We start from the raw sequence: 25,047 nt of genomic DNA on the forward strand, positions 1-25,047 counted from the left end.
CCGGTCGGCGAACCGCTTTCCGGTCGGCGGGCCGCTTCGGGTCAGTAGCGCGAGCGGCCGGGCCCGCGGTCGGAGCGCTTGCGCCAGCACGCGGTGTGCCAGTGGCGCCGCTCGCCCTCCCCGCCGGTCCAGTTCGGCCAGCTCACGATGTGCGGCAGCCCGGGACGGATCTCCTGGTCACACCCCGGGCAGCGGTAGACCTTCTCGGACCCGCCACCGGAGACCATGCGGACCTTCCACTCTCCGTCCGGTCCTTCCTCCACCCGGTCCATTCCCCGCAGGACGTCGTCTTCGATGGGGCGCGCGGGCGTGGCGCGTCCTCCTCTGTCCCAGGGGTCCATGCGGCGAGCACGACGGGGGCTCATGTCGACCTGAACGTCTGATCGCAGGATCTTCTTCCTGTTCCTAGCCCCTATATCCCCCCGTCATCGATCCGCGTCACCCCGGCCGTGACCAGCCGGTCCAGCAGGGGCGCGGGCGCGAAGGACGGCTCGCGGTACTCGGCGTACAGCGCGCGCAGGCCCTCGCGGACGGTGGCCAGGCCGACGGCCTCCAGCGTCTCGAACGGGCCCGCCGGGTAGCCGCAGCCGAGACGCATCGCGGCGTCGATATCGGCGACGGAGGCGTACCCGGAGTCGTACATGCGCACGGCGTCGTTCAGGTAGGGGTACAGCAGGGCGTTCACCACGAACCCGGCGCGGTCGGCGCTCGCGACCGGCGTGCGCCCGAGCACCGAGACGACCTCCCTGGCGGCGCCGGCGGCCTCGGGAGAGGTGAGCACCGTCGAGACGACCTCGGCGACGCGCTCGCCGACCAGGTGAAGACCGACGAGCCGCTCGGGCCGGGGCAGCTGCGCCGCGTGCTCAACGACCGGCGTGCTGGAGAGGACGAGGACGACGTCGGCCTCCTGCGCGTCGCCCGTCTTGACGCCCGCCGCGGACAGCTCCGCCGCCAGCCGCTCGGCCCCCTCGCCGATCACGCACACCGACCCCGGATGCGTCCCCGCCGAAGCCGGTCCGGCCTCGGCGGCGCCCTCGTAGGTGTGGAAGCCGCGCCCGCTCTTGCGGCCGAGGAGCCCGGCGGTGACCAGCTCGCGCAGGATCGGCGCGGGCGCGTGCGCCCGGTCGCGGCTCTCCTGGAACAGGACCTCGCAGACCTCATGGGACACGTCCAGGCCGATCAGGTCGAGCAGGGTGAACGGACCCATCGGCAGGCCGGCGCCGAGCCGCATCGCGGCGTCGATGTCGTCGCGTGAGGCGACGCCCAGCTCCAGGAGGGTCGCGGCGTGGTTGAGGTAGCCGAGCAGCAGCCGGTTCACCACGAACCCGGCCCGGTCCCCCACGGTCACCGGGGTCTTGCCGACCCGCCGCGCCAGCTCGGCGACGTCCTCGGCCACCCCCTCGGCGGTGACGACGGTGCGCACGACCTCGACGAGCGGCATGACCGGCGCGGGGTTGAAGAAGTGCATGCCGACGACCTGGCCGGGCCGCGCGATGGTCGAGGCGACGGCGGTGACGGACAGGGAGGAGGTGTTGGTCGCGAGGACGGCCTCCGGCTTGCACACGCGATCCAGGTCGGTGAACAGGGCGCGCTTGTACTCCATGACCTCGGGGATCGCCTCGACCACAAGGTCGGCGTCGCGCAGGTCGTCCAGCGAGCCGGTGAAGGCGATCCTGCCGACGATCTCGTCGCGCCCGGCCTCGGACAGCTTGCCCCTGCTCACCGCGCGGCCGGTGGACCGCAGGACGTGCCCCCGGCCGCGCTCCAGCGCCTCCGCGTCGACCTCGACCCCGACGACGGCGAGCCCGGCGCGGGCGAACACCTCGGCGATCCCGGCCCCCATGGTGCCCAGCCCGACAACTCCGACCGTCTCAAATGTCCGTGACATCCGGCCCTCCTCTCGCCGCAAGTCTCCCAGAGCACCGGCCCTCCCCTCAAAAGACCCCACCCCGGACGGCCGTCCGCGATCGGCGCCCGGCGACCCTGGGCGGGCGGTAAGGTTGGCGGTCATGCGGCTGGTCATCGCGCGTTGCAGCGTGGATTACGTGGGGCGGCTGACGGCGCACCTCCCGATGGCGCCCCGGCTGATCCTGGTCAAAGCGGACGGCTCGGTATCAATCCATTCCGACGACCGCGCGTTCAAGCCGTTGAACTGGATGAACCCTCCGTGCAGGCTCCGCGAGGAAGAGGGCGGCTGGACCGTCACGCACGGCAAGACCGGCGAGCAGCTGATCCTCACCATCGAGGAGATCCTGCACGACTCCTCGCATGAACTCGGCGTCGACCCGGGCCTGCGCAAGGACGGCGTCGAGGCCCACCTGCAGGAACTGCTGGCCGAGCACATCGAGACGCTCGGCGACGGCTGGTCGCTGGTCCGCCGGGAGTACCCCACCGCGATCGGGCCGGTGGACATCCTGTGCCGCGACCACCTCGGCGGCACGGTCGCCGTCGAGATCAAGCGGCCCGCTTCACGGCTACGGCACCACGCCGTCGAGATCAAGCGGCGAGCAGGCATTGACGCCGTAGAGCAACTGACCCGTTATCTAGAGCTACTGAATCGTGACCCCCTGCTGGCCCCGGTTGGGGGTGTGCTGGCTGCACAAGCGATCACCCCGCAGGCCCGCACGCTGGCCGAAGACAGGGGTATACGGTGCGTCATTCTCGACTACGACGAACTGCGGGGGATGAAGCGCGAAGATACGCTGTTTTAGGGGTGGCAGCAACGTCCACATGCAATACGCATAGCGAATTGAACGCGTGGAACCTCCGTCCGGGACCGGCTTTGGCCGCCCGAAGGGCCGCTGCTTCGTCGATGCGCAGCGACTGCGCGGAGGGCCTGGTGAGTGCCGGTCGGGCTGGTCCCTCCGCGTGGTGATCGTGGGAACCGCGTGTTCCGCGTGATCCGGCCGGTGTCTTGCAGCATGCGCTTTACCGCCATCACCGCCGGTTATGCGGCCCGGCCGGCTCGATCGGTACTACGGCCGCCTCCGACGCCCACCGGCACGCCACCCAGTTCCCGGGACCACCGGTTATAGGGCATGCTGCTCCGGCAACGACATTTCCGCAGGTTACCAGGCCGGGAAGGGCCTCCCCAGTTCCCGCCGCCACTCTCGATGCGTTCCGTGCCCCATACGCCGGGGAGTCCTTGACAGCTGCATCCAGGCTCTTCACTGCGTCCATGGCCTCCGCCCCGATTTCGAGAGACTCGGCACTCCCTCGTCCCACCACAATGGGGGCTTCGCTTCATGCTACGGACCGCACCGTCGCTCCCCCTCCTTGTGTCCAAGCGCCCCTACTGGCCCTCCGCTCCCGAACGTGTCCCCAGCCGTCAGGTAGCCGGGTGAGAGATCACAAATGCGGTTCGTGGTCGCTGCGGACGGGTGAATGTAGCTGGTTGGGTGGGGTTTCTGCTTGATCGTGTTCGTGTCGGAGACGGTCGGGTGGAGGGTGGGTTCTGGATGCGTCTCTACGCGAATAACTGAAAAGAATCCGGACATATAGGGGTGAAACAGGCGTACTTCGGGGTGTTCGGGGATTACGGGGCGTCGGGTTGTGCCGGGCCGGGGCGCCCTGCGCGTGGTTGCTCGCGGTGGGTTTCCCCAGCCCGTACGGGGAGTACCCGTTCGACTCAGTTGCGGGGGCGAGAGCGGAGATAGCCGGGCAGGTGGCTGTCACAGCAGGCCCACTTGGTGCCCGACTTGTCGGTGACGGCGTACTTGGGCTCGTCGGTGCAGGGGTTGTTCTTGCTGCCTCCCCAGGTGCACCGCCGTCGGCTGTCATCGCCGGGGAAGAGATCGGGGTGGTGATCGTTGATCTCAGCTGCGGCAGGGCGCCGACCGGTGAGGTTCCCGACGGCGAGGATCTCCTTGGCACCGAAGGCGCGGCTGACGCCGGAGGGGGTAAGGCCGGCGGCCTGGCCGAGGGTTTCCAGGGTGTGGGGGCGCGGGGTGACGTAGACCCGGCCGTAGGCCAGGAGCAGCCGGATCTGCTCATCGGCGGCCTTCTTGATCGCGACGAGGTCCTCAAGAGCGGCGAGGAGCGGATCGTAGTCCGGGCCGTGGTCTGCCGCCGCGGCTCCCAGTCTCCGGATGAAGGCGGAGCGGGGCCTCCACGCGTCGTCCACCGCGGCGGCACGCTCGACCGGAGGGGTTTGGTCGTCCTCGGAGAAGTACGGCAGCGGCCAGCGGATGGCGAAGATGTCGTCCAGCAGGTCCTGTGAAGTCATGCTTGAAGAATGCACAAGATTTTGAATGAGTACAAGAGATTTGCTGAAGGCAAGTGCTGGTGTGCTGGAGGCAGCGGGGTGTTGGGTCGGGAAGGGCCCCGGCACGCCCCGCTCACCGCGATCATGGCCCGCGAGGTCGCGGCGATGCTAGAGAGCGCCTTGCTTCCGTCGATGATCGGCCCCGAGCACACCGACCTGGAGGGCGTGGCGTGGCAGATCCGCCACATGTTCGACTCCATCAGTCGCCCTGCTGGATGATGAGGCGGCCGGCGAGCATCCGGGAGCGGCGATGGATCTGGTCCTCCAGCTCTCCCACGCCCTGAGATGCGCACCGCTACGCCGCCGAGGTCATCGGCGAACCGCGGCTCGCCGACTTCCTGGTGAAGGCCGAGGGCTACAGGACGGGCTCGAGGCCACCGTCGCCGCCGCGACCCTACGCGTGTTCCCGCCCGACATTGACCTCACGACGAAGGGCTACGACGTCCGCCTGGAGGACGTCCCCAGGGCCGCCCCGACTTCGGTCTGCCCACCCTGCGCACACTTTTGGGGCTGGGGACAGCTTCGGGAGCGGAGAGCTTACTGGCCATGCGACAAGCAGTCCGGCCTCTTACGGCTTACACCTTCCAGATTATTTCGATCTGCTCAGGGTCGAATTTGGACACTGCGTCGGTGAGTTGGTGTTCGTAGCGAGGTTTGCCGCCGCCAGGGTGGACGATGATTTTGTCCATGACCAGCCCAATCATGCTGCGCTTCCAGCCCAGATCATCACTATTCAGCCACGTCTCACGGATGCTTTGGCCCACGGGCAACACGGCCGCGCCGCGTTTGGCGCTCAGTTTTTCTACCTTACCTTCCAGGTTGGCAATGGAAGTTTCAGTCGCACCTTTGGCAAGCATGAACTGCTCGCGGGTCAGCTGGTCTAGGTTGTCCCCGTAATAGTCACCAATGAGCTCAGTGAGCTTTTGGCGCTTAGCCTGTAGTTCATCGAGGGCCGCCCGGAGCCGCGTGGAATCTTCCTCAGTATCGCTGAAGAAAGTGGCAAAGTCGTCGCCGTCCAGTCGGGTAATCACGGCAGCGGCTACCAAATCTTCCAGCGGTTCGGCCAGCCGAGTAACTCTGCCGCAGCCAGTGGGGAGTTGGTCAGCAGAATAGCTGAGGCAGCGGTAGCGCGCCTTCTTTGGCTGGCTGGGGCGGTCTTGTTTAACTGTTCCGTGCAGCCTGCGGCCACATGCCCCGCAGAACACGAAGCCAGCGAGTACATACTTGCGGGGATTGGAGCGCTGGGCCTTGAGCTGCTCATCTACCCGTAGCGCCACCTGCACCCGCTCGAAGATCACAGGGTCAATTATGCCTTTCCAGATGGCGGGATACTCGGCGTCCTTATGCACTCGGATTCCTACATACCGCTTGCGGCCCATCATGTTAATGAGCGTGGGCTTGTACCATTTCGCGCCCTCGGCGGTAGACACTTGCTGTTGGTTCAGGCGGCGGACAATGTGGTTGATGGATTCGCCCTTGAGTAAGCGGGCTGCAATATCGCGGATTACCTCCGCTTCTTCTTCAACGATGGTGACGCCGTCTTTGGCATAGCCGTAGGAACGCCGCCCTCCGTTAGGGAGCCCTTGTCGTGCTTGGCTGCGCTTCTTGCGCTGGGCGCGTTCCGAAATCAGATCGCTTTCATAGGCGTTGACTTTGACATAGTCCCGAAGGGCGGCGCGGCCTACTGCCGTTCGCAGGTCATAAACCGCGCCAGTGGTGGTGACGATGCTGTAAAAAGTGGTGATATCACCGAGCTGGATAAGTTCTTCCAGATCGGAAGGGTCGCGGTAGATACGGCTCAGCTCAGTGACGCGCAGGCGGTCAATACCGTTGGCGCGGATAAGCTCAAGGAGTTGCGGGTACTCCACGCGCGACTTGGCCTTGTTTTTCTTACCGAAGCGGGAGATGGAAGCATCGTTATCCTTGAAGGCGGCAACGAAGGTGATTGCTTCGCCCGACTCCTCGCGGGTGTCGGCGCACTCGGCAAGCTGGATGGTGACGTTCTCGCTCAGCCCGCGACGATCTTTGCTGAGCCGCGCGTAGTCGGCTTCGCGGATGGGGGGCATGCAGGCAACTCCTTCGGTCAAGGCATCCTACGCCACGAAGCGGCACCTTCATCGACACCGACATATCAAGCAGCTCACGCGCTATCTGGAGCTGCTCAACCGCGATCCGCTGACTGATCGCGCCGGTCAAGGGCGTGTTCGCCGCGCAGGAGATCAGGCCCCAGGCCCGCGTGCTGGCCACCGACCGGGGCATCGGCTGCGTCACGCTCGACTACCACGCCCTGCGCGGCATCGAGCGCACCGACACCCTCTTCTGAGCTCCCCGTAGTCCCGCGACCCGTTGGCATGCCCTGAATCCATAGCGGCACCCGGAACCCAGCGCCCCCGCCAAATCATTCACAACAGGGGCGCATTTCCACTGGTAGAGCGGCTGTCCGATTCATCCCGCGTTCATCGGGGCCGGCCTGCCCATGGGCGTAGGGCGTGACCGCCCGGCCGCGGATCGCTCCCCCGGCACGCGAATGCCGTTCGGGTCAGCCGCCGGACGCGCTCGCCCGGTGACATGCAGCGACCCGTCGCACCCTGGACATCCCGGCCCCAGACACTCCGCGCCATGCCCCGTTTCAGGTAACCATTCGAGCACGCACCGAATTTTTCGCGAAAAGGCGCAACTGTTCACCGGGATCAATGCGTCTAGATCATGAACAAGGGGACTTGGTACGGGGAGCGCGCTAACCCAACGTTTACCTCCGATGGAGTACGAAAGGGACCATCGTCCTCCCGGACACGGGCGGCTCCCCGCGCCGTAGGGCGAATGACTTGCGAGGGTACGAATGACTTCACGACACAGGGGGCGTCCAGCGTGATGACGAGGGCACGGGCGATCGTCGCCCGCGCGGCGCTCGCGCTGCTCGGGCTGGTCAACCGCAGGCGGCTGCGTAAGGCGCCGCCCCGGGGGACCGGACCGGTGCGCATCCTGCTGCTGCACGCGTACGGCATGGGCGGCACGATCCGCACGGTGCTCAACCTCGCCGCGTACCTGTCCCGGGAGCGCGAGGTCGAGATCGTCAGCCTGGTGCGCACGAACGAGGAGCCGTTCTTCGCGATGCCGCCGGGCGTGAAGGTGACCTTCCTCGACGACAGGATGTCGCCGCGCGGCCGGTTCGCGGACTTCCTCGCGCGGCGCCCGAGCAGGCTGGTGTCCACGGAGGAGAAGGCGTACCACACCATGAGCCTCCTCACGGACCTGCGGCTCGTCCGCTACCTGCGGTCCCTGCGCGGCGGGGTGGTCATCGGCACCCGTCCGGGGTTCAACCTGATCATGAGCCTCTTCGCGCCGCCGGAGGTCGTGCTCGTCGGCCAGGAGCACGTCACCTTCGAATCGCACGGCCCCGAGCTCCAGGCCCAGATCAAGCGGCGCTACGGCAGGCTCGACGCGTTCGCCACCCTCACCGAGGCCGACCGCAAGGAGTACGCCAAGGCGCTGCGCAAGAACCCGCCCGGACGGCTGGTGCGCATCCCGAACGCGATCCCCGACCTGGCGGGCGACGTCTCGCCGCTGACCGAGAAAGTGGTCATCGGCATCGGCCGTATCGTCTGGGTCAAGGGCTTCGACCGGCTGGTCAACGCCTGGAAGACCGTGGCCGTGGAGCACCCGGACTGGGTGCTGCGCATCTACGGCGGCGGCACGCCCGAGCGCGAGGCCAAGCTCCAGTCCCGTATCGACGAGGCCGGGCTGTCGGACAAGGTGTTCCTGATGGGCAGCACCCCGGAGATCGGCGTCGAGCTGTCCAAGTCCTCGATCTACGCGGTGAGCTCGCGGTACGAGGGCTTCGGCATGACGATCCTGGAGGCGATGAGCAAGGGGGTGCCGGTGGTGAGCTTCAACTGCCCGCACGGCCCCAAGGAGATCATCACCGACGGGCACGACGGCCTGCTCATCCGCTCCAAGAAGGCCGTGGAGCTGGCGGCGGGCATCGGCCGGCTCATCGAGGACGAGGAACTGCGCCGGACGATAGGCGCCAACGCGCTGCGCACCGCGGCGAACTACCAGATGGACGTCATCGGGGCCCAGTGGACCGACCTGCTGGCGGACCTGGCCCGACCCTCCCCCGGCGCCGCCTGACCCGCGCGGATCCGCCTGTCCATCGACCCAGCCGTCCATCGATCGGTGGACAGCCCGATCGGTCCCTCGGTGGTGCCCAGAATGCCGCGGCGGGCGGATGATTGCGGCATGAATCAGACAGCGGTGAGCGTGCGCGGTCTCACCAAGCGGTACGGCGACGTCCGCGCGGTGGACGGCATCGACCTGGAGATCGGCACGGGCGAGGTGTTCGCCATCCTCGGCCCCAACGGCGCGGGCAAGTCGACGACCGTCGAGATCATGGAGGGATATCGCGAGCGGGACGCCGGGGAGGTCAGCGTCCTCGGCATCGACCCCCGGCACCCGACGCGGCTGTGGCGCAGCCGCGTCGGCATCGTCCTGCAGACGGCCAACGACACCGCGGAGCTGACCGTCCGCGAGACCGTACGCCACTTCGCCGCGATGTACCCCTCCGCCAGGGACCCCGACGAGGTGATCGCCAAGGTCGGGCTGACCGAGAAGGCCCGCACGCGCCTGCGGCAGCTCTCCGGCGGCCAGCGGCGGCGGGTCGACGTGGCGCTCGGCGTGATCGGCCACCCCGAGCTGCTGTTCCTGGACGAGCCGACCACCGGCTTCGACCCCGAGGCCCGCCGTCAGTTCTGGGAGCTGATCAAGGGGCTCGCCGACGACGGCACGACGATCGTCCTCACCACCCACTACCTCGACGAGGCCGAGGCGCTCGCCGACCGGGTCGCGGTGATCGCGAAGGGCCGCATCGTCGCCGAGGGCGACCCCGCCACGCTGGGCGGGCGCGCGTCGGCCCAGGCCACGGTGAGCTGGCTGGAGGACGGCGGGCGCAGGCACGTCGAGACCCACACGCCGACCGCGGCGGTCCTGGACCTGACCGCCCGCTTCGACGGCGAGGTCCCCGAGCTCACCGTGACCCGCCCGTCCCTCGAGGACGTGTACCTGCGGCTGATCAATCCCGAAGACGAAGAGGGGCGGAAATGACCGAGACCGTCGCGTCACCGCACGCCGGAGCCGTGGACGGGGCCGGGATCGGCCGGCTGCCGTCCGTCGTCGCGAGCGGCTGGAACAGGGCGGCCGTGGAGACCAAGATGTTCTTCCGCGAGAAGGACGCGGTCATCTTCACCTTCTCGTTCCCGATCATCCTGCTCGTCATCTTCGGTTCGATCTTCCAGGGAGAGCTCGACGGGCACATCACCGTCGCGCAGCTCTACACGGCCGGGCTGATCGGCGCGGGCGTCATGAGCGCGAGCTTCCAGAACCTCGGTGTCGGCATCGCGGTCGACCGGGACGACGGCACGCTCAAGCGCCTCGCCGGCACGCCCATGCCGCGCAGCGCGTACTTCGTCGGCAAGATCCTCAGCGTGCTGGCGCTCTCGGTGCTGGAGGTCGCGATCCTGCTGGCCGTCGGCGTCGTGATGTACGACCTGAACCTTCCCTCCGCGCCGGGCACCTGGATCACCTTCGCGTGGGTGTTCGTGCTCGGCATCACGGCGTCCTCGCTGCTCGGCATCGCCGTCAGCAGCCTGCCGAGATCGTCCAAGAGCGCGACCGCGGTGATCAGCATGCCGTTCGTGGTGCTCCAGTTCATCTCCGGGGTCTTCATCCCGTTCACGGTGCTGCCCGAATGGCTGATGAGGATCGCGTCGTTCTTCCCGTTGAGGTGGATGTGCCAGGGCTTCCGGTCGGTGTTCCTGGGTGAGGCGGGGGCCTCCCTGGAGCTGGCGAAGTCCTACGAGCTCGGCCGCGTCGCCCTCGTGCTCGGGGCGTGGATAGTCGGAGGTCTTGTCCTGTGCCTGACGACGTTCCGGTGGAAGGGCCGCCGCGACGGATGACGAGCCGCCTCTCGCGCGGCGACGCGTGGGCGGCCTTCCGAAGCTGGGAGATCTTCTACCTCGTCGTGTTCGTGGTGACCGCCGGCATCGTGGCGACGGACGGCGGGCCGTCCCCCGCGGCCAAGGGAACGGCGCTCGCCTTACTGGGGGCGTGCGCCGTCGCCTACTTCGTCGTGGGACGGGCCGCCACCATGAGCGACGAGCCCAACCCGCGGGAAGGCGTGATCTACAGCGTGCTGATCGTGGCCGCGTTCGTCCCCGCGGCGACGATGGTCCACGCGGCGGGGTTCGCCCTCTTCGCGCTGTGCCCGCAGGTGTTCATGATGCTGCGCTCGCGGTGGGCCGTGGTGGTCGTGATCTTCCTCAACGTGTTGCCGGCCGTCCGCCTCCTCAGCCCCGAGCTCAGCGTGGGTGAAGCCATCGGGAGCGCCGCGTTCTCGGTCGTCTCGGTCGCGTTCTCCCTGGTGTTCGGGCCGTGGGTGTCGCGCATCATCCGCCAGAGCGCCGAGCGGGCCGAGCTGATCGAGGAGCTGCGGGCCAGCCGTGCGCAGGTCGAACGGCTCTCGCGCGAGCGGGGCGCCCTGGCGGAGCGGCAGCGGCTCGCCGGGGAGATCCACGACACGCTGGCCCAGGGCTTCACGAGCATCATCATGCTGATCCAGGCGGCGGAGGCGCAGGCCGACCCGTCCCACCACCTGGCCCTGGCCGTGCGGACGGCACGGGAGAACCTGGAGGAGGCGCGCGGGCTCATCGCGGCGCTCACCCCGGCGCCGCTGGACGGGTCCACGCTGGAGGAGGCGCTCGGCAGGATCGCCTCGCGGCTGGGCGAGGAACTCGGCGTGCCGGTCACCTTCACGGCCGAGGGCGCCTCGCGCCCGCTCCCCCCGGGCGCCGAGGTCGTGCTGATCAGGGCCGCCCAGGAGGCACTGGCCAACGTGCGCAGGCACGCGACGGCCTCCTCCGCGCACGTGACGCTGGAGTACGGCGAGCACGAGGTCGTCCTGCGCGTCGCGGACGACGGGGTGGGTTTCCACCCCGGGGCGGGCACACCGGAGCCCGCCCCGGAGGCTCAGGGGTACGGCCTGCGGGCCATGCGCACGCGCGTCGAGCAGGCCGGAGGCACACTGGAGATCGCGAGCGCGCCCGGGAAGGGCACCGAGCTCACCGTCCGGCTTCCCCAGGAGGAGACCCCCGCGTGATACGCGTGCTGATCGTCGACGACCACCCCGTCGTCCGGGAGGGCCTGCGCGGCATGCTGGAGGCCGACCCGGGCATCGGCGTGGCCGGAGAGGCCGGTTCGGGCGAGGAGGCCGTGGCCCGCGCGCGGGAGTTGACCCCCGACGTGATCCTCATGGACCTGCGCATGCCCGGCGGCGACGGCGTCTCGGCCATCGCGGGCATCCTCGCCGACCGCCCCGAGAGCCGCGTGATCGTCCTCACGACCTACGAGACCGACCAGGACATCGTGCGCGCGGTGGAGGCGGGGGCCGCGGGCTATCTGCTGAAGGACACCGCGCGGGCCGACCTGATCGCGGCGGTGTTCGGCGCGGCGCGCGGCGAGACGGTGCTGTCCCCCTCGGTCGCCACCCGGCTCGTCACGCGCATGCGGGCGCCCGTCGCCGAGTCGCTGTCCAAGCGCGAGACCGAGGTGCTGGCGCTGGTCGCCCGCGGCCTGACCAACGGCGAGATCGGCAGGTCGCTGTTCATCAGCGAGGCGACGGTGAAGACCCACCTGTTGCGGATCTTCGGCAAGCTCGGTGTCTCCGACCGCACCGCCGCCGTCACGACGGCCCTGAGCCGCGGCCTGCTGTGACGGGCACGCGCGGCGCCGCGACGGTCCGGGCCGCCGGGCATATCGTTGCCCCGGATCGCCGGAAAGGTGCACCATGTGGGTCCGGGCGGGTCCGGACGGGGCGGCGCACCCAGGCCCCGGGACCGGCCGACGCCGCCAGCGCCGAGAGGGAGACGTCCTGATGTCAACGGTCACCGAGCAGCGCACCTTCGACTCGCTGGACCCCGCCACGGGCGCGGTCGTGGGCACCCATCCGATCCATGACGCGGCGTCCGTACGGGCCGCCGTCGAGGCCGCGGGCGAGGCGGCGCGCTGGTGGGCCCGGCTGGGCTTCGCCGAACGGAAGCGCCGGCTGCTGGACTTCAAGGCCGTCCTGACGCGGAACCTGGAGCGGGTCGCCACGAAGATCCACCAGGAGACCGGCAAGCCGATGGGCGACGCGACGCTGGAGACGGCGATCACGATCGTCCACCTGGACTGGGCGGCGCGCCACGCGCGCAGGGTGCTCGGCCCGCGCCGGGTCTCGCCGGGCCTGGTCGGCATCAACATGGCCGCCACGCTGGAGTACCTGCCGCTCGGCGTGGTCGGCGTGATCGGCCCGTGGAACTACCCGCTGTTCACCCCCATGGGGTCCATCGGCTACGCGCTCGCCGCAGGGAACGCCGTGGTGTTCAAGCCCAGCGAGCTGACCCCCGGCGTCGGCGTCCTGCTGGCCGAGTTGTTCGCCGAGAGCGTCCCCGAGCACAAGGTGCTGCAGGTCGTCACCGGGTTCGGCGAGACCGGGGCCGCGCTCGCCGCCGACCCCGGCGTCGGCAAGATCGCCTTCACGGGGTCGACCGCCACCGCCAAGCGGGTCATGGCGGCCTGCGCGGCGAACCTCACGCCGATCGTCGCCGAGTGCGGCGGCAAGGACGCGCTGATCGTCGACGAGGGCGCCGACCTCGCCGCGGCGGCGGACGCCGCGCTCTGGGGCGCGATGTCCAACGCCGGCCAGACCTGCGTGGGCGTGGAGCGCGTGTACGTCGTGGAGAGCGTCTACGACGCGTTCATGCGCGAGCTCACCGAGCGCGCCGGGGCGCTGCGCACCGGCGAGGACTACGGGCCCATCACCATGCCGTCCCAGACGGAGGTGATCCGGCGGCACGTCGACGACGCGCTGGCCCGGGGCGGCAAGGCCGTGGTGGGCGGCGCCGCGTCCGTGCGGCCGCCGTACGTCGACCCGGTGGTGCTCACCGACGTGCCCGAGGAGTCGAGCGCGGTGCGCGAGGAGACCTTCGGGCCGACGATCACGGTGACCAGGGTCGCCACGGCGGAGGAGGCGCTGGAGAAGACCAACGCCGTCGCCTACGGCCTCGGCGGGACGATCTTCTCGGGCGACACCCGGCGGGCCATGGAACTGGCCCGCGCGATGCTCAGCGGCATGACGGCGATCAACTCGGTCATCTCGTTCGTGGGCGTGCCCGCGCTGCCGTTCGGCGGCGTCGGCGACTCGGGGTTCGGGCGAATCCACGGCGCGGACGGGCTGCGCGAGTTCACGCGTGCCAAGTCCATAACGCGGCAGAGATTCCCCCTTCCGGGCATGAACCTCACGTCGTTCACCAGGACTCCGGCGGAGCTGCAGCGTCTTGTGAAAATGGTCACTATTCTGCATGGTCGACGCAAGAGCTAGTTGTCCTGATACTTCCCCAAAAACGATCTTGCGTCCATAATGATGGGTTCCTACGAGCCAGCAGGACGCGAGGTGGGACTTGGCGACCGGACGTGACTACCGCGGGATGACGGCGGAGCAGCGATTAGCCGACCGCAAGGAACGGCTGATGAGCGCGGCTTACGCGTTGTTCGCCGGACCAGGATTCAATGCCACCACGATCGAACGATTGTGCGCGGCGGCTCGCATTTCCAACCGGGCGTTCTACGAATGCTTCACCGGGCGCGAAGATCTGATGCGGGCGGTGTACGACCGCTGCGTCGAGGAGACCCTCCTCGCGGTGTCCAAGGCGATCGGAGAGGCGCCCCCCGACACCGACAGCAGGATCCGGGCGGGCATCGCCGAGTACATCACCTTCGTCACCCGTGACCGGCGGCGGGCGAAGATCATGCATCTGGAGGTGCGCAGGGCCGGCGACATCCTCGCCCCGCACCGCCAGCGCGCGGTCACCGGCTTCACCCAGATGATCGAAGAGACCATGGGCGAGGTGCCCGGCGAGCCGCCGGAACGCCTCCACCTGCTCTCGCTCGCGCTCGTCGGCGCGATCCAGGAACTGCTCATCGAGTGGGTCCTCGCCGACGTCAAACCTCCCCTGGACAGCCTGATCGACACGGCCGTCCACATCTTCCGCCGCTCCTTCGGCTGAAGCGCACCCCCGTCGCACCCGGGGGACGCGCCTTCAGGCCGCGGCGGCGGCCGGGAGCTCGACCTTGAGCACCCGGTGCAGGCGGGTGATGGCGAGGAGCCTCATGACCCGCGGCGGCACCCCGCGAAGGACGAGCCGGCGCTCCGCGCGCAAGGCGCGGCGATGCGTCCCGACGAGGACCCCCAGGCCGGCGGCGTCGATCATCTCCAGACCCGAGAGATCGACGATCATGTCACCGTCCCCCGACTCGACCGCCTCGTGCAGACGCGGCCGCAGCCGGGCCACCGTGCCGACATCGAGCCTCGCCCCGACGCTGACCACCTGGACCCCCGCGCACCCCGGACCAGACCGGCTTGGCATGCCGCCTCCTCATGTCAGACGGCCCTCACAGGCCGCAGAGGTCCCCTGCCCACCAATCCCTCTCCTATTCCTCCGTTAGCGCCCCAGAGCACCGTTGAAGGACGCCCGCGGGGCTACGCTGGCGGCATGACGCGCGCTGACAACGACAAGCCTGTCGTGCTGTCCAAGATCTACACGCGGATCGGCGATGACGGCACCACGACGCTCGGGGACATGAGCCGTACCCGGAAGACCGATCCCCGGCTCGCCGCCTACGCGGACGTCGAGGAGGCGAACGCCGCGATCGGTGTGGCCGTCGCGATGGGGAACCTCGCGGCCGAGATCGTCGAGGTGCTGGCCGTCGTCCAGAACGAGCTGTTCGACGTCGGAGCCGACCTCTGCACGCCCGTGACCGAGAACCCCGAGTTCCCGCCCCTGCGCGTCGAGCAGTCCTACGTCGACCGGCTCGAAGCGCAGTGCGACCTCTTCAACGAGCGGCTCCGCCCGCTGCGCAGTTTCATCCTGCCGGGCGGCGACCCGGGCACCGCGCTCCTGCACGTGGCCCGCACGGTCGTCCGCCGCGCGGAACGCACCACCTGGTCGGCCCTGGAGACCCACGACGACGTGAACCCGCTCACGGCCCGCTACCTGAACCGCCTGAGCGACCTGCTCTTCATCCTCTGCCGCATAGCGGCCGACGGCCGGGAACTCCTCTGGAAGCCCGGCGCCACCCGTTAGACAGTGCCTATGGCCTCGCTCCACTCGGCGGGTTCGAGGTGCCCCTTACCGCCGTGCCGGAGGCGCGGCCATAGGCACAGATTTACGCGGCGTCCAGGTGCGCGCTGGGCGGGGCGCTTTCGACCCAGGCCAGGAAGCCCGTCAGGGCGTCTTCGCTCATGGCCAGGGAGACGCCGGCGCAGTCGACCGTCCAGTAGCCTGCGGGGCCGTCGTCGCCCGTGAGGGGACGACGGGTCGAAACGGTGAGGCCGCGCCTCGCGATAGCGTGGCGCGGCCTCAGTCGCAGTCCAAGAAATGGGATCCAGTGGAGCTCTCCGCCCGCATAGCGGGCCACTCCGCTTCTCCAGGCCCGGTTACTCGTACGCAGGCTACATACGACGTTGCCCCGGGATCGGGCGAGCAGTATGCCACGAAGGACGAGCAAGGCGGCGACCACCGCAACGCTTATCAAAATCTCCAGCGCCGCCATGGTCGCCCCCCCGAAGCTCATGTCCGTATAACTGTCAAACCTCTTCGCCGGCCGCGCGCAGGCGGGCCCTGGCACGCTTGGCCTCGATCTGCGCCTCGGTGTCCTCGCCGCCGGCGTCGACCGACGAGAGCGCCCGCTGGAGCGCGTCCCGGGCCGCCGCGACGTCCACCTCGGAGCCGAGCTCGGCCGTCTCGGCCAGAACCGACACATCGTTGTTGGCCACGGAGATGAACCCGCCGTGGACGGCCGCGACCACGTCCCCGCCGTCGCTTCGCTTGATGCGCAGGACGCCGCCCTCCACGAGGACGCCGAGAACGGGGGCGTGATTCGGCATAATACCGATCTCGCCGTCCACGGTCTTGGCAATCACCATGTCTGCCTCGCCCGACCAGATCTCACGTTCCGGCGAAACGACGCCGATGCGGAGCTTTGCCATCACACACCTTCCTCGGATGCCGGTACGGCAGGGCCGTACCGGCACCCCGTCGTCAGCGGGCCAGTTCCTTCGCCTTGGCGATGGCCTGGTCGATGCCGCCGACCATGAAGAACGCCTGCTCGGGAAGGTGGTCGTACTCGCCCTCGCACAGGCCCTTGAAGGAGCGGATCGTCTCCTCCACGTCGACGAACTCTCCCGGCTGGCCGGTGAACGCCTCGGCGGCGTACATCGGGTGGGACAGGAAGCGCTCGATGCGGCGGGCCCGCTGGACGACGACCTTGTCCTCTTCCGAGAGCTCGTCGATGCCCAGGATGGCGATGATGTCCTGGAGCTCGCGGTACTTCTGGAGGATCCGCTTGGTCTCCTGAGCCACCCGGTAGTGCTCCTCGCCCACGATCGTGGGGTCGAGGATGCGGGAGCTGGAGTCGAGCGGGTCCACCGCGGGGTAGATGCCCTTCTCCGAGATCGGCCGGGACAGAACGGTCTGCGCGTCGAGGTGCGCGAACGCGTTGTGCGGGGCCGGGTCGGTGATGTCGTCCGCGGGGACGTAGATCGCCTGCATGGAGGTGATCGAGTGACCGCGGGTCGAGGTGATGCGCTCCTGGAGGACGCCCATCTCGTCGGCCAGGGTGGGCTGGTAACCCACCGCGGACGGCATACGGCCGAGCAGGGTGGAGACCTCCGAGCCCGCCTGGGTGAAGCGGAAGATGTTGTCGATGAAGAGCAGAACGTCCTGCTTCTCGACGTCGCGGAAGTACTCGGCCATGGTGAGCGCGGAGAGCGCGACACGCAGACGGGTGCCCGGAGGCTCGTCCATCTGGCCGAACACCAGCGCGGTGTCCTTGAGGACGTCGGCCTCCTCCATCTCCAGCCAGAGGTCGTTGCCCTCACGGGTGCGCTCGCCGACGCCGGCGAACACCGACGTGCCGGAGAACTTCAGCGCGACCCGGCGGATCATCTCCTGGATGAGGACGGTCTTGCCGACGCCCGCGCCGCCGAACAGGCCGATCTTGCCACCCTTGACGTACGGGGTGAGCAGGTCGATGACCTTGATGCCTGTGGGCAGCATCTCGGTGCGCGACTCGAGCTGGTCGAACGGCGGGGACTGGCGGTGGATGCCCCAGCGCTCGTTGATCTGGAGCGAGGCGGTGGGCGTGTCCAGGGCCTCGCCGAGGGTGTTCCACACGTGGCCCTTGACGACCTGGCCGACCGGCACCGAGATGGGGGCGCCGGTGTCGTTGACGACGACGCCGCGGACGACGCCGTCGGTGGGCTGCATGGAGATGGCGCGGACCAGGTTGTCGCCGAGGTGCTGGGCGACCTCCAGGGTCAGCGTCTTGGTCTCGCCGCCGATGGTGACCTCGGTGGTGAGAGCGTTGTAGATGTCCGGCATCGCCTCGACGGGGAACTCCACGTCGACGACGGGACCCGTGACGCGGGCCACGCGACCTACGGCGGTCGCGACGGTCTCAGCAGTCATTGTGGTTTCTCACTCTTTCCCCGCGGAGGCGTCGGCGAGCGCGTTGGCGCCGCCGACGATCTCGCTGATTTCCTGGGTGATCTCGGCCTGCCGCGCCTGGTTCATCCGCTGCGTGAACACGCGGATGAGCTCGTTGGCGTTGTCGGTCGCCGACTTCATCGCGCGGCGACGCGAGGCGTGCTCGGAGGCGGCCGACTGGAGCAGCGCGTTGAAGATGCGCGACTCGATGTAGCGCGGCAGGAGCTGGTTCAGCACCTCACCGGCGGTCGGCTCGAACTCGTAGTACGGCAGCGGGCCTTCGGGGGGCTGCTCGGTGGTCTCCTCGACCTCCAGCGGAAGGATGCGCTTCACCTGGACCTGCTGGGTGAGCATCGAGACGAACTCGGTGTAGACGATGTGGATCTCGTCGATGCCGTTCTCGTCCTCGAACGCCGTCACCAGCGCGTCGGCGATCTCCTTGGCGTGCGCGTACAGCGGGTTGTCGGAGAACCCGGACCACTCGCCGCTCATCTGCCGGTCGCGGAACCGGTGCCAGGTGATGCCCTTGCGCCCGACAACGAACGGCTTGGGCTCCAAGCCGCGTCCCCGCAGGTGACCGGCCAGCGCCTCGGCCTCGCGCAGCACGTTGGCGTTGAAGCCGCCGGCGAAGCCGCGGTCGCTGGTGACGATCAGGACGCCCGCCGCGGTGGGCCGTTCCTTGGCGACGGTCAGCGGGTGGTCGATGTCGGCCGAGTTGCTGAGGACGGCCGACACCGCGCGCGTGATCTCACGCTCGTACGGAACCGCCGCCTCCATGCGCTGCTGCGCCTTGATGATGCGGGACGAGGCGATGAGCTCCTGCGCGCGGGTGATCTTCGCAGTGGACTTGACCGAACGGATCCGCCGCCGCAGCAGTCTTAGCTGGGCACCCATCGGCTACTTCTTCTCGGCCGTCGGGCGGACGTGCTTCACGATCTTCTCCTGGCCGACCTCGTCCGCCTGGAGCGGGTTGACCGGCTCGTCGTTCACGAGCAGCGTGCCGGAGGAGGTCTGGAACGTCTTCTTGAATTCCGTGATCGCCTCCTTGAGCGTCGTGATCGCGTCGTCGTTCAGCTCGCGCGTCTCACGGATGCCGTCGAGGACGCCCTTGTACTTGGTCGTCAGGTAGTCCAGGAACTCGGCCTCGAAGCGCGCGATGTCCTCGAGCGGGACGTCGTCGAGCTCGCCGCTGGTGCCGGCCCACACGGAGACGACCTCGCGCTCGACCGCGTACGGGTGGTACTGCGGCTGCTTGAGCAGCTCGACCAGGCGGGCGCCGCGCTCCAGCTGGGCGCGGGAGGCCGCGTCCAGGTCGGAGGCGAAGGCCGCGAAGGCCTCCAGGTCGCGGTACTGCGACAGCGACAGGCGGAGCGTTCCGGCGACCTTGCGCATCGCCTTGATCTGCGCCGAGCCACCGACGCGGGAGACCGAGACACCGACGTTGATCGCCGGGCGGACGCCGGCGTTGAACAGGTCGGTCTCCAGGAAGCACTGGCCGTCGGTGATGGAGATGACGTTGGTCGGGATGAACGCCGAGACGTCGTTGCCCTTGGTCTCGATGATCGGCAGACCGGTCATCGAGCCGGCGCCCATGGCGTCGGAGAGCTTGGCGCAGCGCTCCAGCAGGCGCGAGTGCAAGTAGAAGACGTCGCCGGGGAACGCCTCACGGCCCGGCGGGCGGCGCAGCAGCAGGGACACGGCGCGGTAGGCGTCGGCCTGCTTGCTCAGGTCGTCGAAGACGATGAGCACGTGCTTGCCCTGGTACATCCAGTGCTGGCCGATGGCCGAACCGGTGTACGGGGCGATGTACTTGAACCCGGCGGCGTCGGAGGCCGGGGCGGCGACGATGGTGGTGTACTCCATGGCGCCGGCCTCTTCGAGGCGCCCGCGGACCTGCGCGATCGTCGAGCCCTTCTGGCCGACCGCGACGTAGACGCAGCGGACCTGCTTGCTCGGGTCGCCGCTGGCCCAGTTCTCGCGCTGGTTGAGGATCGTGTCCACGGCGATCGCGGTCTTGCCGGTGCCGCGGTCGCCGATGATCAGCTGGCGCTGGCCGCGGCCGATCGGCGTCATGGCGTCGATCGCCTTGATGCCGGTCTGCAGCGGCTCCTTCACCGGCTGGCGCTGGACCACCGACGGCGCCTGGAGCTCCAGGGGCCGGCGCGCCTCGGCCTCGATCGGGCCCTTGCCGTCGAGCGGGTTGCCCAGCGAGTCGACGACGCGGCCGAGGAAGGCGTCGCCGACCGGGGCGGACAGGACCTCGCCCGTCCGGCGTACCGACTGGCCCTCTTCGATGCCGCTGAAGTCGCCCAGGATAACGGCACCGATCTCCCGGACGTCCAGGTTCAGTGCCAGGCCACGCGTGCCGTCCTCGAACTCAAGCAGTTCGTTCGCCATCGCCGAGGGAAGGCCGGAGATGTGGGCGATGCCGTCGCCGGCATCGACGACGGTCCCGATCTCCTCCCGGGCCGCCCCTTCCGGCTCGTAGGCCTGGACGAAGCGCTCAAGCGCGTTCCGGATCTCGTCCGGCCGGATCGTCAGCTCCGCCATCTCTCTTCAGTCTCCCTAATCATCGGCCGCCCTGACTCTCCTAGCCGGCCAACCGGCGGCGGACATCTTCAATACGTCCTGCGATCGTGGTGTCGATCATCTCGTCGCCCAGCCGGACCGAGAATCCACCGATCACCCGCGGGTCCACCTCGACGTTCAGGTGGACGTCGCGACCGTACGTGGTGCGCAACCAGGCGGCGAGGCGCTGCCTCTGCCCGTCGGTCAGCGGAACCGCGCTGCGCACCACGGCGACAAGTTGCTGTCGCTGCTCCGCCACGAGCTGGATGTACTCATCCAGCCCTCGTTCCAAGCTACGTCCTCTGGGGTACAGCGCAAGCTGCGTCACCAGCCGCAGGGTGGCCGGGGCGACCCTGCGGACGAGGAGGTCGCCGAGCAGGGCGCGCTTGGCGTCCGCGGGGAGGGCCGGGTCGGCGAGGGCGTGGCGCAGCTCGGGGTTGGCCTCGACGATGCGGCCGAAGCGGAAGAGCTCGTCCTCCACGTCGTCGAGCCTGCCCTGGGACTCGGCCTCGGCGACCGAGGCGATGACGCTGAGCCGCTCCAGCGCGTCGGAGAGGTCTCCGGACTTCGACCACTTGACCGAGACGGCCATGACGACCGTCTCCAGAGCGGCGTCGTCGATCTTGCCGCTCAGCAGCGCCCGCACGACCTCGGCCTTCTGCTCCGCGGAACGCGCGGGGTCGGCCAGGTTGCGGCGAAGCCCGTGCTCGCGGTCCAGCAGGACGGCGACCGCGAGCAGGTCATCGGCCACGCGGGCGAGGTCCGCCGTCCCGGCCACCGCGTTGAAGCGCTCTTCGACCTCGGCGAACGAGCTACGGCTCAGGCCTCTCATCAGCGCACCGCCGCCCCGTCCGCGGACTCGAGCTCGGCGAGGAACCGGTCCACGACGCGGCTCTGGCGGACCTCGTCCTCCAGCGACTCGCCCACGATACGGCCGGCCAGATCGGTCGCCAGGCGGCCGATCTCACCGCGCAACTGGGCGAACGCCTGCTGGCGGTCGGCCTCGATCTGCGCGTGCGCGGCTTCGATGAGGCGCCGGGCCTCGGCCTGGGCCTCCTCACGGAGCTCGGCCTTGATCTGCGCGGCCTGCTCACGGGCCTCTTCCCGCAGGCGGGCGGCGTCGTGACGGGCCTCTTCGAGCTTGGCGCGGTACTCCTCGAGGGTGCGCTGCGCCGTGGCCTGGGCCTCCTCTGCCCTCTTCAGGCCGCCTTCGATGGCCTCGGTCCGCATCTCCAGGGTCTTCTGGATACGCGGGACCAACAGACGGCCGACGAAGAACAGGACGATCAGGAAGGAGATCCCGCCGATGGCCATCTCCGCCATATCGGGGAGGAGAGGGTTCGTCGCTTCTTCTGCCGCTAGCAGATACACAATTGCCACCTTCCGCCGGGGAGGGTCGCGTCAGGCCCGGAAGGCGAACGCGAGCGCGATACCGATCAGAGCGAGCGCCTCGGCGAAGACGAAGCCCAGGATCATGTTCTGACGGATCAAGCCGTAGGCCTCCGGCTGGCGGGCGATGGCCTGCACGCCCTGGCCGAAGATGATGCCGATGCCGATGCCGGGGCCGATCGCGGCGAGGCCGTAGCCGATGGAACCAAGGTTGCCGGTCACTTCGGCGAGCAGACCACTAGACATGCTTAGTTTCCTTTTCTATCGACCAGTGGGACGTCCACCGGGGTTTCGGGCGAGGTGGAAGATTTTTCAGTGCGTTATCAGTGCGCGGGGTGAACCGCGTCGTTGATGAACATGGCCGTCAGCAGCGCGAACACGTAGGCCTGCAGCGCCTGGATGAACAGCTCGAAGGCGGTGAGCAGGATCGTCATCGCGACCCCGAGCACGCCGAGCGGGGCGCCGAGCGGCGTGATCTGCACCGCGAGGAAGTGCCAGCCGACCTCGGAGAACAGCGCCACGATGAGGTGGCCCGCCATCATGGTGGCGAAGAGCCGCACCGCGTGGGTGATGTGGCGCAGGAAGAAGGTCGAGATCAGCTCGATGGGGGCGACCAGCACGTAGATCCAGCCCGGGAGGCCGGGAGGGAACATCACGTTCTTGAAGAAGCCGATCGGCCCCTGGTGCTTGATGCCCAGGTACATGACGAGCAGCCACACGCCGATCGAGAGGACCGCGGGGTAGCCGATGCGCGCCATGACGGGGAACTGGATGAAGACGACCGAGCCGAACAGGTTCATGATCCAGACGAACAGGAACATGGTGAACAGCAACGGCATCCAGCGGTCGCTGTCCTTGCCGAGGTTCGGCCGGGCGATCTGGTCGCGGACGAAGTCGTAGGCGAGCTCGCCGACGTTCTGCACGCCCCTCGGCACGAGTTTCGGCCGCGAGAAGGCGATGAAGGCGAACACCACGACCAGGATGGAGGCGGTGAAGGCCAGCAGGGCCGGCTTGTTGAACCAGGCCACATCGTCGACGAGCGGTGGCCAGTCGAAAATGCCTAGCCCCGGAGCCTGGAACTCATCGGAGGCGAGAGGCGTCAGCGTGGCGCTCACTCGTCGTTCCCTTCGTCGTGATGATCGGTCGTCAGCAGGTCCTCCGGTCGGCGTACCTCGGAGAGGCCGACCGGAGAAGAAGTGTGAAGAGGGCGAGGAGGCCAGGACTCAATGGCACAGGCGAACGTTCCCCTGCCGCGCACGCGACAATAGCAGGCGTGGCCCTGACTAGTCATATCGAGCCAGCCGCGTGAGGCGCGCGCCCCAGGCACCTGACGATGACGTGTCTCACCCCGTCTGCCAAGGCGAGTGTAGAGCAAACTCACGGAGACCGTCGGTACGCGACGCGTCACGTCCGCTTCTCCCCGATCTGGCCCGGCACCTTGGCGGTGGGGTCGACGTAGAGGATGCGAAGTTTCAGGAAGCCGCGCGCCTCGCCGATGGTCCAGATGACGGTGCACGCGATGACGGTCAGGCCGAACGCCCCGGGAGTCCACACGGTGGCGTCCTGGAAGGCCTCCAGCGTCACGACCAGGGCCAGGATCTTCAGCAGGAACGTGCCCAGCGCCGCGGCCATCATCATCGTCGGCGAGATGCGCGCGGCGTAGGTGACGGCGACGAGGCTGATGGTGAAGAAGGCCGCGACGACCAGCACGCCGATGCCGGCGCCCAGGGCTCCCTTGGCACCGTCGGCGAACGCCGCGACGGCGACGGCGACAAGCCCGGCCACCCCCGTGGGGAACGCGGCCGCCCGGAGAATCTGGAGGTCGTTGGCCTGCATCGGTGCTCCAAAGAACAGTTGTCAAGCGAGCGATTGCTACCTCGCGGGGCGGGCGTTGCCCGCCCTTGCTAGTGAAAGGTATCACAAGCTCATGAAGGAGCGCCTTTACCTGGGCTTTCGGGCAGGTGAACGAATGTGTCAGCCGGTCGTCGCGGTGGCGGGCGAGGAGTGCGCGGAATCGTCGGCCGCGGACGCCTCCGGCGTGGAGGGGCCCGCCGAGACCGGGCCGGAGGTCGGACCGGGGCCGCGCCGGGTCGCGCGCGCGCCTCCCCCGCGCCCGCCCCGGCCCGAGCGCCACAGCGGCAGGCCCATGAGCATCAGCACGGCGAGGGCGAACACCACGACCGCGGGGAACACGAACAGCGGCACGCCGCCCACCGAGAGGCCGACGACGGCGGCGGCGAACAGGAACGTCCACGCGTACATGATCAGCACCGTGCGGCGGTGCGAGTGGCCGATGTGCAGCAGGCGATGGTGCAGGTGGCCGCGGTCGGGCGCGAACGGCGACTTCCCGTACGACGTGCGCCGGACGACCGCCATGACCAGGTCGGCCAGCGGGAGGACCATCACCGCGAGGGGCAGCAGGATCGGCAGGACGAGGGGGAACCGGTTGATGTCCGCGGCGCCCTGGTAGTCGACCGTGCCGGTCACCGTGACCACCGACGTCGCCAGCACCAGGCCGATGAGCATCGCGCCGGTGTCGCCCATGAAGATCTTGGCGGGATGGAAGTTGTGCGGCAGGAAGCCCAGGCACATGCCGATGAGGATCGCCGTGATGGCCGCCGTGACGCTCAGGCGGCCCTGATCGAGGCTGTCGGTCAGCGCGATCGTCCACGCGAACGTCGCCATCGCGGCGATGCAGACGATGCCGGCGGCCAGGCCGTCCAAGCCGTCCACGAAGTTGACCGCGTTGATGGCGACCACCACCACGAGGATCGTGATGATCGTCTGCAGCGTGCTGTCGAGGCTCACCGTGTTCCCGTTGGGCAGCGGGACCCACAGCAGCGTGAGCTTGAAGACCACCAGCAGCCCGGCCGCGGCGATCTGCCCCCCCAGCTTGACCAGGGCGTCCATGCCCCACCAGTCGTCCAGGAACCCGGTGATCACGATGACGCCGCCCGCGAGGGCCAGGGCTGTCACCGTCTGCCCCTCGCCCATCTTGGGCGAGGCGAGCGTGGCCCCGATGTGCTCGAGGCGGGTGGCGACGAACAGCCCCGCCAGCATTCCCGCGTACATCGCCAGGCCGCCGAGGCGAGGGGTCCGGACGGTGTGCACGTCGCGCTCGCGGATCTCGGGCGCGGCGCCGATGCGGAGCGCGAAGACCCTGACCAGGGGGACCAGCAGGTAGGTAACCGCGGCCGCCACCAGCGCTATGAGTGTGTATTCGCGCACGTACCTAGTTTCCCGGATTGT

At 68.8% G+C, this 25,047-nt stretch carries 26 protein-coding genes and 1 pseudogene; 11 read left to right on the plus strand and 16 right to left on the minus strand.

Features of this window, described 5'->3' with window-relative positions; genetic code table 11:
• Window positions 1–41 precede the first annotated feature (41 nt).
• Both AB0M95_RS06025 and AB0M95_RS06030 read right to left on the minus strand, forming a co-directional pair.
• Window positions 42–341 carry an ATP/GTP-binding protein gene (locus AB0M95_RS06025; protein WP_363760126.1) on the minus strand — a complete coding sequence of 100 codons (300 nt, stop codon included), beginning with the start codon at window positions 339–341 and terminating at the stop codon, window positions 42–44.
• A 71-nt stretch (window positions 342–412) separates the two neighbouring features.
• Window positions 413–1,888 (minus strand): 3-hydroxybutyryl-CoA dehydrogenase, encoded by a 1,476-nt coding sequence (locus AB0M95_RS06030; RefSeq protein ID WP_363760129.1) that lies wholly within the window; start codon window positions 1,886–1,888, stop codon window positions 413–415.
• Between the two features lie 121 nt (window positions 1,889–2,009).
• On the opposite strand from AB0M95_RS06030, the gene nucS reads away from it, so the two are divergent.
• Window positions 2,010–2,711 carry an endonuclease NucS gene (gene nucS, locus AB0M95_RS06035; RefSeq protein WP_363760132.1) on the plus strand — a complete coding sequence of 234 codons (702 nt, stop codon included), beginning with the start codon at window positions 2,010–2,012 and terminating at the stop codon, window positions 2,709–2,711.
• A 917-nt stretch (window positions 2,712–3,628) separates the two neighbouring features.
• Here the strand turns inward: nucS and AB0M95_RS06040 are convergent.
• Window positions 3,629–4,225 (minus strand): hypothetical protein, encoded by a 597-nt coding sequence (locus AB0M95_RS06040; RefSeq protein WP_363760135.1) that lies wholly within the window; start codon window positions 4,223–4,225, stop codon window positions 3,629–3,631.
• A 78-nt stretch (window positions 4,226–4,303) separates the two neighbouring features.
• Between AB0M95_RS06040 and AB0M95_RS06045 the strand changes: the two genes are divergently transcribed.
• Window positions 4,304–4,483: a hypothetical protein gene (locus tag AB0M95_RS06045; protein ID WP_363760137.1), complete on the plus strand. Its 180-nt coding sequence runs from the start codon at window positions 4,304–4,306 to the stop codon at window positions 4,481–4,483.
• A gap of 356 nt (window positions 4,484–4,839) precedes the next feature.
• On the opposite strand, the gene AB0M95_RS06050 is transcribed toward AB0M95_RS06045, so the two are convergent.
• Window positions 4,840–6,330, minus strand: coding sequence for a recombinase family protein (locus AB0M95_RS06050; RefSeq protein ID WP_363760140.1), 1,491 nt, complete (start codon window positions 6,328–6,330; stop codon window positions 4,840–4,842).
• A gap of 64 nt (window positions 6,331–6,394) precedes the next feature.
• Here AB0M95_RS06050 and AB0M95_RS06055 point away from each other — a divergent pair.
• The 8 genes and pseudogenes from AB0M95_RS06055 to AB0M95_RS06090 form a co-directional block, all read left to right on the plus strand.
• Window positions 6,395–6,587, plus strand: a pseudogene (locus AB0M95_RS06055) (endonuclease NucS domain-containing protein); the annotation flags it as partial.
• A gap of 548 nt (window positions 6,588–7,135) precedes the next feature.
• Entirely contained in the window at window positions 7,136–8,395 is a 1,260-nt protein-coding gene (locus AB0M95_RS06060) for a glycosyltransferase family 4 protein (protein WP_363760331.1), read from the plus strand.
• A 108-nt stretch (window positions 8,396–8,503) separates the two neighbouring features.
• Window positions 8,504–9,364: an ABC transporter ATP-binding protein gene (locus AB0M95_RS06065; RefSeq protein WP_363760143.1), complete on the plus strand. Its 861-nt coding sequence runs from the start codon at window positions 8,504–8,506 to the stop codon at window positions 9,362–9,364.
• Complete coding sequence (locus AB0M95_RS06070; RefSeq protein WP_363760146.1) at window positions 9,361–10,215, plus strand: ABC transporter permease; 855 nt, start codon at window positions 9,361–9,363, stop codon at window positions 10,213–10,215. The genes AB0M95_RS06065 and AB0M95_RS06070 overlap by 4 nt, the downstream gene beginning before the upstream one ends.
• Window positions 10,212–11,414 carry a sensor histidine kinase gene (locus tag AB0M95_RS06075; RefSeq protein ID WP_363760149.1) on the plus strand — a complete coding sequence of 401 codons (1,203 nt, stop codon included), beginning with the start codon at window positions 10,212–10,214 and terminating at the stop codon, window positions 11,412–11,414. Before AB0M95_RS06070 ends, AB0M95_RS06075 begins: the two co-directional genes overlap by 4 nt.
• Window positions 11,411–12,028: a response regulator transcription factor gene (locus AB0M95_RS06080; RefSeq protein ID WP_363760152.1), complete on the plus strand. Its 618-nt coding sequence runs from the start codon at window positions 11,411–11,413 to the stop codon at window positions 12,026–12,028. Before AB0M95_RS06075 ends, AB0M95_RS06080 begins: the two co-directional genes overlap by 4 nt.
• A gap of 160 nt (window positions 12,029–12,188) precedes the next feature.
• The gene (locus AB0M95_RS06085; RefSeq protein WP_363760155.1) at window positions 12,189–13,676 is read left to right on the plus strand and encodes an aldehyde dehydrogenase family protein; all 1,488 of its coding nucleotides are present in this window, start codon (window positions 12,189–12,191) and stop codon (window positions 13,674–13,676) included.
• A gap of 79 nt (window positions 13,677–13,755) precedes the next feature.
• A complete protein-coding gene (locus tag AB0M95_RS06090) occupies window positions 13,756–14,361 on the plus strand; it encodes a TetR/AcrR family transcriptional regulator (protein ID WP_363760158.1) in 606 nt (201 codons plus the stop codon).
• A 33-nt stretch (window positions 14,362–14,394) separates the two neighbouring features.
• On the opposite strand, the gene AB0M95_RS06095 is transcribed toward AB0M95_RS06090, so the two are convergent.
• On the minus strand, window positions 14,395–14,721 hold the full coding sequence (locus AB0M95_RS06095; RefSeq protein ID WP_358515826.1) for an STAS domain-containing protein: 327 nt from the start codon (window positions 14,719–14,721) through the stop codon (window positions 14,395–14,397).
• Between the two features lie 126 nt (window positions 14,722–14,847).
• Here AB0M95_RS06095 and AB0M95_RS06100 point away from each other — a divergent pair, with 126 nt between their 5' ends.
• Window positions 14,848–15,438, plus strand: a complete 591-nt coding sequence (locus tag AB0M95_RS06100) for a cob(I)yrinic acid a,c-diamide adenosyltransferase (RefSeq protein WP_363760161.1) — start codon at window positions 14,848–14,850, stop codon at window positions 15,436–15,438.
• Window positions 15,439–15,520: 82 nt separating this feature from the next.
• On the opposite strand, the gene AB0M95_RS06105 is transcribed toward AB0M95_RS06100, so the two are convergent.
• From AB0M95_RS06105 to AB0M95_RS06155, 11 genes are all read right to left on the minus strand, one after another.
• A complete protein-coding gene (locus AB0M95_RS06105; protein WP_363760164.1) occupies window positions 15,521–15,928 on the minus strand; it encodes a DUF2550 domain-containing protein in 408 nt (135 codons plus the stop codon).
• 13 nt (window positions 15,929–15,941) lie between these two features.
• Window positions 15,942–16,343, minus strand: a complete 402-nt coding sequence (locus tag AB0M95_RS06110; RefSeq protein ID WP_358515834.1) for a F0F1 ATP synthase subunit epsilon — start codon at window positions 16,341–16,343, stop codon at window positions 15,942–15,944.
• 52 nt (window positions 16,344–16,395) lie between these two features.
• Window positions 16,396–17,823 carry a F0F1 ATP synthase subunit beta gene (gene atpD, locus AB0M95_RS06115; protein ID WP_363760167.1) on the minus strand — a complete coding sequence of 476 codons (1,428 nt, stop codon included), beginning with the start codon at window positions 17,821–17,823 and terminating at the stop codon, window positions 16,396–16,398.
• 9 nt (window positions 17,824–17,832) lie between these two features.
• Entirely contained in the window at window positions 17,833–18,735 is a 903-nt protein-coding gene (locus AB0M95_RS06120) for a F0F1 ATP synthase subunit gamma (protein ID WP_363760170.1), read from the minus strand.
• A 3-nt stretch (window positions 18,736–18,738) separates the two neighbouring features.
• Complete coding sequence (gene atpA, locus AB0M95_RS06125; RefSeq protein WP_363760173.1) at window positions 18,739–20,391, minus strand: F0F1 ATP synthase subunit alpha; 1,653 nt, start codon at window positions 20,389–20,391, stop codon at window positions 18,739–18,741.
• A 40-nt stretch (window positions 20,392–20,431) separates the two neighbouring features.
• Window positions 20,432–21,241 carry a F0F1 ATP synthase subunit delta gene (locus AB0M95_RS06130; RefSeq protein ID WP_363760176.1) on the minus strand — a complete coding sequence of 270 codons (810 nt, stop codon included), beginning with the start codon at window positions 21,239–21,241 and terminating at the stop codon, window positions 20,432–20,434.
• On the minus strand, window positions 21,241–21,780 hold the full coding sequence (locus AB0M95_RS06135) for a F0F1 ATP synthase subunit B (protein WP_363760179.1): 540 nt from the start codon (window positions 21,778–21,780) through the stop codon (window positions 21,241–21,243). Before AB0M95_RS06135 ends, AB0M95_RS06130 begins: the two co-directional genes overlap by 1 nt.
• 30 nt (window positions 21,781–21,810) lie before the next feature.
• Window positions 21,811–22,044: an ATP synthase F0 subunit C gene (gene atpE / locus AB0M95_RS06140; protein WP_363760182.1), complete on the minus strand. Its 234-nt coding sequence runs from the start codon at window positions 22,042–22,044 to the stop codon at window positions 21,811–21,813.
• Window positions 22,045–22,121: 77 nt separating this feature from the next.
• Window positions 22,122–22,913: a F0F1 ATP synthase subunit A gene (atpB, locus tag AB0M95_RS06145; protein WP_363760185.1), complete on the minus strand. Its 792-nt coding sequence runs from the start codon at window positions 22,911–22,913 to the stop codon at window positions 22,122–22,124.
• Window positions 22,914–23,202: 289 nt separating this feature from the next.
• Entirely contained in the window at window positions 23,203–23,634 is a 432-nt protein-coding gene (locus AB0M95_RS06150; RefSeq protein WP_363760188.1) for a hypothetical protein, read from the minus strand.
• 138 nt (window positions 23,635–23,772) lie between these two features.
• Entirely contained in the window at window positions 23,773–25,026 is a 1,254-nt protein-coding gene (locus AB0M95_RS06155; RefSeq protein WP_363760191.1) for an MraY family glycosyltransferase, read from the minus strand.
• Between the last annotated feature and the right edge of the window lie 21 nt (window positions 25,027–25,047).

The organism is Sphaerisporangium sp. NPDC051017 (genome assembly GCF_040683095.1).
In the GTDB taxonomy this organism is placed as follows: Bacteria; Actinomycetota; Actinomycetes; order Streptosporangiales; family Streptosporangiaceae; genus Sphaerisporangium.